This is a genomic window from Paraburkholderia sp. OAS925 (assembly GCF_040543975.1).
Classification (GTDB): Bacteria; Pseudomonadota; Gammaproteobacteria; order Burkholderiales; family Burkholderiaceae; genus Paraburkholderia; species Paraburkholderia graminis.
In genome coordinates, this window is the sequence record NZ_JBEUNO010000001.1 from 686,817 (window position 1) to 699,676 (window position 12,860).

Genomic DNA, 12,860 nt, shown 5'->3' on the forward strand with positions numbered 1-12,860 from the left:
GGTTGGTGCCGCGTTAGGGCGCGACGCGCAATGCGTTCGCGTTCGCCGTCCCGCCGGTGCTTGTTGCGTTTGCGGCATCTTCAGCGCTCTTGCTTGCGACACGCGCCGCCGGCCCGGCCTCGCAGACCTGGTCGAAAAGCAGCTTGAACCGCCCCACCTCCCCGAACACCCAGTCCCGGAACGCCTTCACCCTCGCGGTTTCCAGCATCTGCGGCGTGCAGATGAAGTAGTACTGCCACGGGCTCGGCCCATCCACGTCGAAAAGCCGCACGAGGCGGCCCGCGGCGATCTCGTGCATCGCCAGCGAGCGGCGTGTGAGCGCGATGCCCTGACCGTCGATAGCCGCCTGCAACAGATTCGACGAATCCTGATACAGCACGCCGCGTTTCGGCTCCGGCCAGTCGGTGAGTCCGGCGGCGTCGAACCACGGACGCCACAGTTCGTCGTCGGAACGCAGCAGCGGCAGATTGGCCAGATCGGCCGGCGTTTTGGGCAGCTTCCCGCCGTTGAAATTCGGCGCGCAAGCCGGGAAGAAGATTTCCTCCAGCAGCAGCTCGGAATACAGGCCCGCATATTTGCCGTAGCCGAAACGGATTGCCACGTCGACGTCGTCGCGCGCGAAGTCCGTCAACGCGTTGGTGGACAGCAGTTCCAGGTCCCACTGCGGATGCGCCTCGATAAAGCTGCCGATGCGCGGCGTCACCCAGCGCGCGGCAAACGACGACAGCATCGACACCACCAGCCGCCGTTCGCGGTCGCCGGCGCGAATTTCGCGCGTGGCGTCGGACAGCGCGGTGAGCGCCGTGCGCACGTGGCTGGCGTAGCGCCTGCCGGTTTCGGTGAGCCGCACGCGCTTGCCGTCGCGCGCAAAGAGCGACACGCCAAGCTCGGCCTCGAGCGCCCGGATCTGATGGCTGACCGCGCCGTGGGTGACGAAAAGCTCGTCCGCGGCGCGCGAAAAGCTTTCGTGGCGGGCGGCCGCCTCAAAGGCCTTGATCGCATTCAGTGGTGGAAGATGGCGCAGCTCCATCGCAATTTTTCTCACATAGAGGTGAAAATTGATCGTTTTGCGTAAGCCCTTGCTACGCCTACGATTGTAGCCATGAAACGACTTTTGGCGAGGGCATCATGCGAGAAATATCCTCTAGCATCGCGTATGAAATTCATAGCGGCGAAACGCTGCCCCTGAAGGTGGCGCGCAGCACCAAGCTGGTCGTGCGTGGCGGCGCGGTGTGGGTGACGCGCAGCGACGATACCGAAGACTACTGGCTGCAGCCCGGCCACACGCTGAGATTGCGGCGCGGCGAACGGCTGTGGCTGAGCGCCGAGGGCACGCCCCGCGCGACGGTCGCGTTTTCGGTGCCGACGCGTTGCGACGAGCGCGCGCTGAACTGGTTTGCGCGCATCGGCGAGCGCCTCGCGGCGCGGATGCGTGGAGGCTGGCGCACCGTTTGACGGCGGACGCCGCGGCGCGTCCGCGGCGACGTCGGGCGGGCATTGCCGTATTTCGGTAAACTGCCGGGATCATGTCCGCCTCTCCGGTTTCTTCATCTCTATTGCCCGCCGCGGCGCCGCTCACGCTGCGCTGGCGCGGCAACGAACCCTACGAAGCCAGTTTCGAAGCGATGCGCGCGTTCACCGACGCGCGCACCGCCGATACATCCGACGAAATCTGGCTGGTCGAACATCCGCCCGTCTTCACGCTTGGCCAGGCCGGCGATCCCGCGCACCTGCTGGCTGCCGACAGCGGCATCCCGCTCGTGAGAGTGGACCGCGGCGGCCAGATCACGTATCACGGCCCCGGCCAGGTGGTGGCCTATCTGCTGCTCGATCTGCGGCGCCGCAAACTGATGGTCCGCGAGATGGTCACGCGGATCGAGCAGGCCGTGATCGACACCCTTGCGGCGTATAATCTCGCCGGAGAACGCAAGGCGGGCGCGCCCGGCATTTATGTCGCGCCCGGGCCGCAGGCCGGCTTGCATGCCGGCGCGAAGATTGCCGCGCTGGGCCTCAAAATCCGCAACGGCTGCAGCTATCACGGCGTCAGCCTGAACGTGAAAATGGAGTTACGGCCGTTTCTGGCCATCAACCCTTGCGGCTACGCGGGGCTCGAAACAGTCGACATGGCAACGCTCGGCGTTGCGGCCGGCTGGGACGACGTGGCCCGCACCCTTGCAGCACGCCTCACCGCAAACCTCGACGGCAGTCCCGCGGCCGTCGACCAACCGCAGGCCGGTGCGCTCACCGCCTGACTGGATCGAACGAATGACTGACGTTACCGCGAACCTCGCAGCTTCTCCCGCGCCCGAAGGCGTGCCGGCATCCGCTGCTGCCTACGACGCCACGGCGAAGCAGAAGGCTCAAGCCAAAACCGCCCGTATTCCCATCAAGATTGTTCCGATTGAAAAGCTCAAGAAGCCGGACTGGATTCGCGTCAAAGCGGCAACCGGCAACTCGCGCTTCTACGAAATCAAGCAGATCTTGCGCGAGCACAACCTGCATACGGTGTGCGAGGAAGCAAGCTGCCCGAATATCGGCGAATGCTTCGGCAAGGGCACCGCGACCTTCATGATCATGGGCGACAAGTGCACGCGGCGCTGCCCGTTCTGCGACGTCGGACACGGCCGTCCCGATCCGCTCGATGCGGACGAGCCCGCGAACCTCGCGCGCACCATCGCCGCGTTGAAGCTCAAGTACGTCGTGATCACCAGCGTGGATCGCGACGATCTGCGCGACGGCGGCGCGGCGCACTTCGTGGAATGTATCCGTCAGACGCGCGAACTGTCGCCTGACACGCGCATCGAAATTCTGACGCCGGATTTCCGTGGACGTCTCGACCGCGCGCTCGGCATTCTGAACGCCGCTCCGCCCGACGTGATGAATCACAACCTCGAGACCGTGCCGCGTCTGTATAAGGAAGCCCGGCCGGGTTCGGACTACGCGCATTCGCTGAAGCTGCTCAAGGACTTCAAGGCACTGCATCGGGACGTCGCAACCAAGTCAGGTCTGATGGTGGGCCTCGGCGAAACCGAAGAAGAGATCTTGCAGGTCATGCGCGATCTGCGTGAGCACGACGTGGACATGCTCACCATCGGTCAGTATTTGCAGCCTTCCGAACACCATCTGCCGGTGCGTTCTTATGTGCACCCGGACACCTTTAAGATGTACGAGGAAGAAGCGTACAAGATGGGCTTCACGCACGCAGCAGTGGGCGCGATGGTGCGCTCCAGCTACCACGCCGATTTGCAGGCGCATGGAGCCGGCGTGGTGTAAGCGCCTCGCGCTTTGCTCCGGCAGTTTGAAGAGTGCCCGCACATGCTGCGGGCATTTTTATTCGCGGTAGGCAAGACGCAAAACGCAAAACGCAAAACGCGAAACGCCGGCCCGCGAGCGCGGCGACTGCGGCGCGCTACCGGTAGTACCGCGCGAGCAACATGCAAACGGATGCGAGCGTGCCGCCGACTATCGAAAACGGAATCGTGAATGCGATAAAGCGGTCGCGCACAGCCGGATTTTCGATGACGTAGTCGATGAGATTGGGCATGTGAGTTCTCCGGTAAGCGTGAGCAAAAAGTATATCTGATCACGTTAAATTTAGTTAGGTTAACGAATAATGAGATGCGGCGAATGACGCGGCGACCACAGCGGTCATGACGAGTGATGGCCACATCAGCGTTCCTTCCTGCTTGCCGTCACGGCGCCGATAGCCAGGGCGGCGTGTGGAATCCGCCGCGCCGAACGAAACCAGAATCGACGCGACGACGATAAAGCCGACGTACCACAACAAGCCCGCCAGCACCAGCGCAAGTGTGCCGCGCGTCGGTGCATCGCCCAGCGCGCATCCGATCTCGTAGCAGGCGCTTGCGCACATCGAAATGACGACCCATAAAAGTTGTCCGTCGCGTATCGATCGGGCGGCAATTCCCTTCGACGTCTGTCGATACGAGCGCGAGAAACTGAGAAGCGGCAGCAGCGCAATTGGACCCAGCGCGGGTACGCCGATATTGAAAAAGAGCCAGCTCGAGCGGCTAAGAAATTCGATCATGAAAGAGGGCAGGCGATGAAGACTCACGCATCATCCCGAACGCATCCTACAAGCGTCAATCAGCCGAATGGCCAGCTTGTTTTAAGGCATCGCAATCGCGCATCATGTGCGGAAGCCGGCGCACTGAGCGTTCGAGCAGCGGCTCGCAACCAACGCAACGTGAAAAGCAATGCTCGAACAGCGTGATTTGCAATCGCGGATTTGTTAGAACCGCATAAGGGCAAACTCCCTATAGTCGAAAGCCTCCCAGACAACATCCGCTACAAGGGGCTTTTGATGAACCGTCTCCGCCGTCCGCTCGCCGCGTTTGCGACGCTGCTTGCCCTGTCCGCGCTGTTCGCTTCCACCGCGCGCGCCGACGCCAAAGAAGTCGTGATTGCGTATCAGGACATGGTGGTGCCGTGGCGCTATGCGCAGGCAACCGGTGAGGTAGAAAAGGCGACGGGCTACAAGGTCACGTATCGCAAACTCGGCAGCGGCGCCGACGTGATTCGCGCGCTCGCCTCAGGCTCGGTGCAACTGGGCGAGGCCGGATCGAGCCCGATCGCGGCGGGCTTGTCGCAAGGTGTCGACATTTCGTTGTTCTGGATTCTGGACAACATCAACGACGCCGAAGCGCTCGTCGCGCGCGACGGCTCGAATGTCGCGAGCATCGCTGCCCTGAAGGGCAAGAAAATCGGCGTGCCGTTCGTGTCGACGTCGCATTTTCATACGCTCGTGGCGCTGCAGAGCGCGGGCGTGAATCCGTCGGATGTGAAGATCGTCAATCTGCGTCCGCCTGAAGTCGCGGCCGCGTGGGAGCGTGGCGACATCGACGCAACGTATATCTGGGACCCGGTGCTCGCGAAGGTCAAGAAGAACGGCAAGGTGCTCATTACTTCGGGCCAGATCGCGCAGCAAACCGGCAAGGCGACGTTCGACGGATTCGTCGTCGATCGCAAGTTCGCGAAGGACAACGCGGAGTTCGTGGCGCGCTTCGTGAAGGTGCTGGCCGCCAACGACGCGAGTTATCGCGATCACGCATCGGCGTGGACAGCGGCCTCGCCGCAAGTCCAGGCCGTCGCCAAAGAGTCCGGCGCGAACGCGCAGGAAGTGCCGGCGAGCCTCGCGCTCTATGCGTTCCCGACGCCGGCGCAGCAGGCGTCGAATGCGTGGCTTGGCGGCGGCGCGCAATCGGGCGCGGCGAAGTCGCTTGCGGCAACGGCTGCGTTCCTGAAAACGCAGGGCACGATTCAGAACGTGCTGGCCGATTATTCGGCTGGCGTCGATCCGCGGTTCGTGCAGCGCGCGGCGCAATGACCGCCGCATGAGGCTTCACGTGAGCATGACGAGGTCCGCCGATGAGCGCTCTTGAAATCCGCCGATTGCGCGTCGCCTACGAAGGCGCGCGCGGCGCGGCGCCGCAACTCGCGCTCGACGACGTCGATCTGCATATCGAAAGCGGCGAGTTCGTCGTTGCATTGGGCGCGTCCGGTTGCGGCAAGACGACTTTGCTCAACTGCATCGCCGGCTTCGTTTCGCCGACGCAAGGCGAGGTGCGGTTAAACGGCGAGCGCGTCGTCGGACCCGGCGTGGATCGAGGCGTGGTCTTTCAGAAGTACGCGCTGATGCCGTGGCTTAACGTGCTCGACAACGTCGCGCTCGGTCTGCGTTTTCAGCGCGTGCCGAAGGCGCAGCGCGAGCGCGTCGCGCGTGACATGCTTGCGTTGGTCGGGCTCGAGAAGCACGCGCATTCGCGCGTTCATGCGCTCTCCGGCGGCATGCAGCAGCGCGTCGGCATTGCTCGCGCGCTGGCGAGCGATCCGCAAGTGCTGCTGATGGACGAACCGATGGGCGCGCTCGACGCCATGACGCGCGAGTCGATGCAGGAACTCGTCTTGGATGTTTGGGGGCGCACGCACAAGACGGTGTTCTTCATCACGCACAGCGTCGAGGAAGCGCTTTTTCTCGCGACGCGTCTTGTCGTGATGACGCCAGGTCCCGGCCGCATCGCCGAGAGCTACGAGTTGCCGTTCGCGCGGCGCTTTCTGAAGACGCGCGATGCGCGCGCGGTCAAGTCGTCGGCGGAATTCATCGAATGGCGCGAGCGGCTGGTGCGGCACCTGCATCGGCGCAACGAGGAAGAGGTGAGTTCATGACGGCTTCGCGCGACTCATTGGCCGATGTGCGGCTGGCCGACGCCGCGCAAGGCGAGCGGCGTCGAACGCGGCCGCCGAAAGCCTGGCGTCTGCCGGGCGAAGGGCCGACTGCCGCGCTTAGCGCGGCGTCGGTGGCGGGGCTCGCGGCGCTCTGGTGGGTGGCCACGCATCTGCACTGGCTGCCTCCGCTCTTTCTGCCGACACCGGAAGCCGTGTGGGCGGCTTTCGTCGATGCATCGCGCGGACACATTCAGGGCGGCTTGCCGCTCGCGCAGCATCTCGCGTGGAGTGCGCTGCGCGTGTTCGGCGCGTTCGCACTGGCTGCGCTTACCGCGGTGCCGGTCGGCATTCTGATGGGCGTGAGCCGCGTCGCGCGCGGTCTGCTCGATCCGCCGCTCGAGTTTTATCGACCGCTTCCTCCACTCGCTTATTTGCCGCTGGTCGTGATCTGGTTTGGTATCGACGAAACGGCGAAGATCGTCGTCATCTATCTTGCCTGCTTCGCACCGATCGCGATGGCGGCGCGCGCCGGCGTGCGCAGTGCGACGACCGAGCAGATTCATGCGGCGTATTCGCTCGGCGGCAGCTTCGGTCAGGTCGTGCGTCACGTTGTATTGCCGGCTGCGCTGCCGGAGATTCTGACCGGTCTGCGGATTGCAATCGGCTTCGGCTGGACGACGCTGGTTGCCGCCGAAATGGTCGCGGCCACCGCCGGGCTCGGTCAGATGGTGCTCAACGCGTCGAGCTTTCTGCGCACCGATGTCGTGGTGATGGGCATCGTGCTGATCGGCTTGATCGCGTGGGTGTTCGACCTGGGCATGCGCGCGCTTGAGCGGTGGCTCGTGCCGTGGAAGGGCCGGGCTTAACAACCCCGCATATGCGTTGAACGGCGCGCCACCGCGTGCGCTATGCAAAAAGCTCAATCACCGGCCAACCCCGCTCGTTCGCGATCGCACGCAAGCGCGCATCGGGATTCGTCGCGACAGGATGCGTGACGCGTTCGAGCAAGGGGACGTCGTTGATCGAATCGCTATAAAACCAGCTCTGCGGAAAATCGTGCAAGCGGTGACCGAGCGACGCCAGCCAGTTCTCGGTGCGCGTGATTTTGCCTTCGCGGAAAGTCGGAATGCCGACCGACGCGCCCGTGAAGCGCGCGAGCGGATCGCCGCCCTCGGTGCCGAGCTCGATTCCAAGCAGATGCTCGAAGCCGAGCGCCTTGCCGATCGGCGCGGTCACGAACACATTCGTCGCCGTGACGATGCAGCACAGGTCGCCCGCGTCCCTGTGACGTTGCACGAGCTCGCGCGCGGCCGGCAGGATGGCGGGCGCGATCACCTCCTGCATGAAGCGCGCGTGCCAGAGGTCGAGTTGCTCGCGCGAATGGCGAGCGAGCGGCGCCAGGGTGCGCTCCAGATAGGCCGCCATGTCGAGCGTGCCGGCCACGTATTGCCGGTAATACTCGTCGATGTCCTGCGCGTGCCGCGCCGCGCCGTCTATTCCGAGTCCGGCCGACAAAGTGCGCCCATGCCTGATCGCTGTCGAGCGGCAGCAGCGTATGGTCCAGGTCGAACAGCGCGAGATTGCGGCTCATCCGGTTGTCCTCGTGATCAGGTGACCAAAGCGTTAGCGGCATACGGTTGATATGAGCACGACGTGCGCAGCAAAAAGCCGCCACGCCGCGCTCGACATCGTTGCGCGAGCGTATATTTAAAAGCACAAAATTACAATAAGGCAAAAATGTGCAACACTACTGTCATACGCCCCGGATGCCGTGCGCGGCATGCGGTTCCGGTTACGGCAGCAGAGAACGAGTGCGCAGTGCCTTATGTTGATTCTCCTTAACCTTCTCGCAGGCGTGGCACTGCTCGTGTGGGGCTCGCATATCGTGCGCACGGGCATCCTTCGCGTGCTGGGCGCCGATCTGCGCGGCGTGCTCGGGCGCAGCACGCGCAACCGCTGGCGCGCGTTTCTGTCCGGCGTCGGCGTGACGAGTCTCGTACAGAGCAGCAACGCGACCGCGGTCATCCTCATGTCGTTCGCGGCCCAAGGGCTGTTGCCGCTCACCAGCGGGCTCGCCATCATGCTCGGCGCCGACGTCGGCACGGCGCTAATGGCGCGGGTTCTCACACTCGATCTCTCGTGGTTGTCGCCCATCCTTATCCTGTTCGGCGTGCCGCTCTTTCTGTCCCGCAAGCAAACACGCGCCGGTCAGGTCGGCCGTACGCTGATCGGTCTCGGGTTGATCCTGCTCGCACTGCATCTGATCGTCGAGGCCGCGCAGCCGATGATGCAAGGCGCCGGCGTGCGCGTGATGTTCGGCGCATTGACGGGCGACACGATGCTCGACGCGCTGGTGGGCGCCGCGTTCGCCGTCCTGTCGTACTCGAGCCTGGCAGCGGTGCTGCTCACGGCGACGCTCGCGTCGTCGGGCGTGATTTCGTTGAAGGTGGCGCTGTGCCTTGTGATCGGCGCGAATCTCGGCAGCGGTCTCGTCGCCTTGCTCGGCGCGGGCCGCGCAGAATTCGGCGGCGCGGCGTCTTGCGCTCGGCAGCTTCACGTTCAAGCTCGCGGGCGCGTTGCTGATCCTGCCGTTCGCGTCCTTGCTCGCGCGCTGGCTGCCGATGCTGATCGCCAATCCTCGCGAAGCCACGGTCGGCTTTCACCTGATCTACAACGCGCTGCGCTGCGGCGTATGCCTGTCGCTGATCGATCCGGTCGCGCGTATCTGCGAGCGGGTGCTGCCCGACCGGCCGATGCCGAATGGCGAACTGCGGCCACTGCATCTCGATGCAGCCGCGCTGTCCACGCCGACGCTCGCGCTTGCCAATGCCGCGCGCGAAGTGCTGCGTATCGGCGACATCGTGCGGACCATGCTCGACAATGTGGCCGAGCTGATTCATCACAACCGTCTCGACAAGGCGCGCGAAACGGTTCGTATGGACGACGACGTCGACGAACTGTACGCCGCGGTCAAGAACTACCTCACGCTGATTTCACGCGAGCAGCTTGACGAAGCCGATAGCCGCCGTTGGACCGACATCATTTCGCTGACCATCAACCTCGAGCACGCGGGCGACATCATCGAGCGGATCGTGGGCGACATCGAAGAGAAAAAGATCGCGCACCGGCTGTCGTTTTCCGAAGAAGGGCTCGGCGAACTGGACGATTTGCAGACGCGGCTCGTCAGCAATCTGCAGCTTGGCTTGTCCGTGTTCCTTAATAACGATCTGCGTTGCGCCGAGCGGCTTCTCGCCGAGAAAGAGCGCTTTCGCGATCTGGAGCGCGCGTATTCGTATCGACATCTGGATCGACTCGCCGGGCAGACGCTGCGCAGCATCGAAACCAGCGCGCTGCATCTCGATCTGATCAGCGACATGAAGCGGCTCAATTCGCTGTTTTGCTCGACGGCTTATCCGGTTCTGGATGCCGCGGGCGCGCTGCACGACACGCGCTTGCGCAAGCGTGTGCTCGATACCATGCATGTGAAGGAATGAATCGCGAAGCGCGGCAATGCGCGTGAAGCTTTACGCGTCGCGCTTCACGCCAGCACCACTTCTTCCAGCTTCTTTTTCAGCGCACCGAAATCAGCCGCATCCGCGGCCTTTTTATTGGTGACGAGCACGTCGATCTGCTCAACGGGGCAATACGAAATCCGGCTGCGCTGCCCGATCTTGCTGTAGTCGGCGAGGATCACCACACGGTCCGCATTCGCGACCATCGCGCGCGCCACTTCGGTTTCGGCGTGATCGTAATTCGTCGCGCCATGCCGGTGGTCGATGCCGACCGGCGACAGCAGCGCGAGGTCCGCGCGATACCGCTGAATGTCGAGCACGGTGGTCGCGCCGGTGGTCGCCATTGCGCGGTCGCTGATCGTGCCGCCGAGCAGAATCACTTCGTTGCCGGCTTCCGACTGCTCGGCCGCTCCGCGCATTTTCAACGCGACGTCGATTGAATTCGTGACGATGGTCAGATTCGCGAGCTTCGCGAGTTCCTCGGCGAGCGCGGCGGTCGTCGTGCCCGCGTCGATAAAAAGCGTCTGGCCGCTCGCAATCAACCCGATTGCCGCTTTGGCAATGGCCGTTTTCGATTTGACGCGCATGTGGGCGCGCTCGGCGATCGGCGCTTCGTCGGCGGGTTTGATCGCGCCGCCGTGCACACGCCGCAGTTCACCGAGCGCTTCGAGATCGAGCAGGTCGCGCCGCACGGTTTCGCGCGACACGCCCAGGTCCGCCATGATCCGTTCGGTCGACACTCTATGGAGCGTCGACAATAACGCGCGTATTCTCTGATGACGGTCTTCCTGCCACATGCATTTTCCTTGGATGCGAAGGCGCTCGCACAACGTGTTTCGACTGACGACATCGTGGACATGAATGTGTGTCGAGACGATGTCAAGCGTACTACTTCAGCCGGATTGTGTTGTATTTTTTTGGTAGCTTGCAAGTTTGTGTATTTGACTTTAGCCTTCGCAAATCGAAGCGCCGCCTGATTCGAACATCGAATCGTCGAAGGCAAAGTTAATCTGTGCTTTCGCGCATTGTCATGGCGTTTTTTGACAAGACCTTTGGCGTCGGCGCGCGGCGAAACGCGCTTATTCTGAGTGAAAGGTGACGGGACGTGGCAAACGGGATCGATCGTGCATCACCTGCAGACTGGCCGTATCCGCCGCTCGTCGCGCATCGCTGCGGCGGCACGCTTGCGCCGGAGAACACGTTAGCGGGCTTCGACGCCTGCGTGCGTTACGGTTACCGCATGGTCGAATTCGACGCCAAGCTTTCCGTCGACAACCAGCTTTTCCTGCTGCACGACGACACGCTCGAGCGCACCACCAACGGGTATGGCGCGGCGGCGGTCTACACATGGGCGCAGCTTGCGTTGCTCGATGCCGGCGCCTGGTACGGGCCGCAATTCGCGGGCACGCGTTTGCCGACGCTCGCCGATGCGGCCGCGCGTTGCGCGCGCGATGGCATCGCGGCGAACATCGAGATCAAACCCTGTCCTGGCCGCGATGAGATCACCGGCCAGCTCGTCGCGAGCGCCGCGCTCGAGTTGTGGAAAGACCAGACGCCGCCGCTGCTGTCGTCGTTTTCTTTCGACGCGCTCGCGGCCGCGCGCGACGCCGCGCCTTCATTGCGGCGCGGCATGCTGTTCGAGGAAGTGCCCGCGGACTGGCTGCGTATCGTGCGCGAACTGGACTGCGTGTCCTTGCACGCGAGCCACCTTTATCTGACCGAACCGCTCGTCGCGGAAATTCGCGCGGCCGGCTTGCATGTACTCGCTTACACCGTCAACGATCCCGCGCGCGCCGAATTGCTCGCGCAATGGGGCGTCGACATGATTTGTACAGATCGCATCGATAAGCTGTCGCACGACATGCTTTGAGCGCCGCAGCCGGCGCGGGCATGGCGTGGGCGCGCAAGCACGAAAGCACGAAAGCACAAGCGGACGAGTGCGAGCGAGCTGTGCCCTTGAAGTCGAACCAGCAACTTTCCAAACGCAACAACTTCGGCAGAGGATGGGGAAAACTATGAACCGCACCGTGTTAGCTCGGATACTTTCGATGTCGGCCGTCGCGGGTGTCGCCGCCGTTGGCGCGAGCAGCGCATCGGCCGCGCCGCTCGACGCATTGATCGCCGCCGCGAAGCAGGAAGGCCAGCTCACCGTGATCGCATTGCCGCACGACTGGTGCAACTACGGGCAACTCGTCGCGGGTTTCCAGAAGAAGTACGGCATCAAGATCAACGAGCTGAATCCGGACGCGGGCTCGGGCGACGAAGTGGAAGCCATCAAGGCGAACAAGGGCAACAAAGGTCCGCAAGCGCCCGACGTGATCGACGTGGGTCTGTCGTTCGGTCCGACCGCGAAGGCCGACGGGCTGCTGCAACCGTACAAGGTGTCGTCGTGGAACTCGATTCCGAAGGAGTCGAAAGATCCGGACGGCTACTGGTACGGCGATTACTACGGCGTGCTTGCGTTCGAAGTCAACGCCGACATGATCGACAAGGCGCCGTCCGACTGGAGCGATCTGCTCAAGTCCGATTACAAGAACGCCGTGTCGCTCGCGGGCGATCCGCGCTCGGCGAATCAGGCGATCCAGGCCGTCTATGCGGCGGGCTTGTCGCAAAGCAAGGGCGACGCGGCGAAGGCGGATAAAGCCGGCCTCAAGTATTTCGCGGACCTGAACAAGAGCGGCAACTTCGTGCCGGTGATCGGCAAGGCGGCATCGCTTGCGCAAGGGACGACGCCGATCGTCGTCCGTTGGGATTACAACGCGTTGGCCGATCGCGATACGCTGAAGGGCAACCCGAAGGTGCAGGTCGTGATTCCGAAAACGGGCGTCGTCGCAGGCGTCTATGTTCAGGCAATTAGCGCCTACGCGCCGCATCCGAACGCGGCGAAGCTGTGGATGGAGTACCTCTATTCCGACGAAGGCCAGCTTGGCTGGCTGGCCGGCTATTGCCATCCGATGCGCTACAACGAACTCGTGGCCGCGAAGAAAGTGCCGCAAGCGTTGCTCGACAAATTGCCGCCGCCGTCGTCGTATAAGAACGTGGTGTTCCCGACGCTTCAGCAGCAGGACGCGTACAAGGAAACCATCACGAAGCATTGGGACGAAGTGGTCGGCGCGAACGTCAAGTAAGCGCAGCTTTAGAAAGCGCGAAGTCATGTGTGCGCCG

At 63.3% G+C, this 12,860-nt stretch carries 12 protein-coding genes and 2 pseudogenes; 9 read left to right on the forward strand and 5 right to left on the reverse strand.

Going from position 1 to position 12,860, the window contains the following annotated elements:
- Nucleotides 1-13: 13 nt before the first annotated feature.
- Nucleotides 14-1,030: a transcriptional regulator GcvA gene (locus ABIE53_RS03030; protein WP_006048113.1), complete on the reverse strand. Its 1,017-nt coding sequence runs from the start codon at nt 1,028-1,030 to the stop codon at nt 14-16.
- Nucleotides 1,031-1,128: 98 nt separating this feature from the next.
- Between ABIE53_RS03030 and ABIE53_RS03035 the strand changes: the two genes are divergently transcribed.
- The 3 genes from ABIE53_RS03035 (at nt 1,129) to lipA (ending at nt 3,273) form a co-directional block, all read left to right on the forward strand.
- Nucleotides 1,129-1,455 (forward strand): DUF2917 domain-containing protein, encoded by a 327-nt coding sequence (locus ABIE53_RS03035; RefSeq protein ID WP_029969638.1) that lies wholly within the window; start codon nt 1,129-1,131, stop codon nt 1,453-1,455.
- 71 nt (nt 1,456-1,526) lie between these two features.
- Entirely contained in the window at nt 1,527-2,252 is a 726-nt protein-coding gene (gene lipB, locus ABIE53_RS03040) for a lipoyl(octanoyl) transferase LipB (RefSeq protein WP_192699999.1), read from the forward strand.
- A gap of 13 nt (nt 2,253-2,265) precedes the next feature.
- Entirely contained in the window at nt 2,266-3,273 is a 1,008-nt protein-coding gene (lipA, locus tag ABIE53_RS03045) for a lipoyl synthase (protein ID WP_114155746.1), read from the forward strand.
- 136 nt (nt 3,274-3,409) lie between these two features.
- Here the strand turns inward: lipA and ABIE53_RS03050 are convergent, their stop codons facing one another.
- Nucleotides 3,410-3,544, reverse strand: coding sequence for a hypothetical protein (locus ABIE53_RS03050; RefSeq protein ID WP_006048109.1), 135 nt, complete (start codon nt 3,542-3,544; stop codon nt 3,410-3,412).
- Between the two features lie 54 nt (nt 3,545-3,598).
- Nucleotides 3,599-4,045, reverse strand: a complete 447-nt coding sequence (locus ABIE53_RS03055; RefSeq protein ID WP_114155747.1) for a hypothetical protein — start codon at nt 4,043-4,045, stop codon at nt 3,599-3,601.
- A 276-nt stretch (nt 4,046-4,321) separates the two neighbouring features.
- On the opposite strand from ABIE53_RS03055, the gene tauA reads away from it, so the two are divergent.
- The 3 genes from tauA to ABIE53_RS03070 are packed head-to-tail and all read left to right on the forward strand — an operon-like array spanning nt 4,322 to nt 7,049.
- Nucleotides 4,322-5,344, forward strand: coding sequence for a taurine ABC transporter substrate-binding protein (tauA, locus tag ABIE53_RS03060; RefSeq protein ID WP_114156662.1), 1,023 nt, complete (start codon nt 4,322-4,324; stop codon nt 5,342-5,344).
- Between the two features lie 41 nt (nt 5,345-5,385).
- A complete protein-coding gene (locus ABIE53_RS03065; protein WP_114155748.1) occupies nt 5,386-6,183 on the forward strand; it encodes a taurine ABC transporter ATP-binding protein in 798 nt (265 codons plus the stop codon).
- Complete coding sequence (locus ABIE53_RS03070; protein ID WP_006048105.1) at nt 6,180-7,049, forward strand: ABC transporter permease subunit; 870 nt, start codon at nt 6,180-6,182, stop codon at nt 7,047-7,049. The genes ABIE53_RS03065 and ABIE53_RS03070 overlap by 4 nt, the downstream gene beginning before the upstream one ends.
- A gap of 40 nt (nt 7,050-7,089) precedes the next feature.
- Here ABIE53_RS03070 and ABIE53_RS03075 read toward each other — a convergent pair.
- A pseudogene (locus tag ABIE53_RS03075) lies at nt 7,090-7,774 on the reverse strand (histidinol-phosphatase).
- Nucleotides 7,775-8,008: 234 nt separating this feature from the next.
- Between ABIE53_RS03075 and ABIE53_RS03080 the strand changes: the two are divergent.
- Nucleotides 8,009-9,677, forward strand: a pseudogene (locus tag ABIE53_RS03080) (Na/Pi cotransporter family protein).
- 44 nt (nt 9,678-9,721) lie between these two features.
- Here ABIE53_RS03080 and ABIE53_RS03085 read toward each other — a convergent pair.
- Complete coding sequence (locus ABIE53_RS03085) at nt 9,722-10,492, reverse strand: DeoR/GlpR family DNA-binding transcription regulator (protein ID WP_006048102.1); 771 nt, start codon at nt 10,490-10,492, stop codon at nt 9,722-9,724.
- Nucleotides 10,493-10,800: 308 nt separating this feature from the next.
- On the opposite strand from ABIE53_RS03085, the gene ugpQ reads away from it, so the two are divergent.
- Nucleotides 10,801-11,565 (forward strand): glycerophosphodiester phosphodiesterase, encoded by a 765-nt coding sequence (ugpQ, locus tag ABIE53_RS03090; RefSeq protein ID WP_006048101.1) that lies wholly within the window; start codon nt 10,801-10,803, stop codon nt 11,563-11,565.
- Between the two features lie 145 nt (nt 11,566-11,710).
- Entirely contained in the window at nt 11,711-12,823 is a 1,113-nt protein-coding gene (locus ABIE53_RS03095; RefSeq protein WP_107709275.1) for an ABC transporter substrate-binding protein, read from the forward strand.
- Nucleotides 12,824-12,860 lie beyond the last annotated feature (37 nt).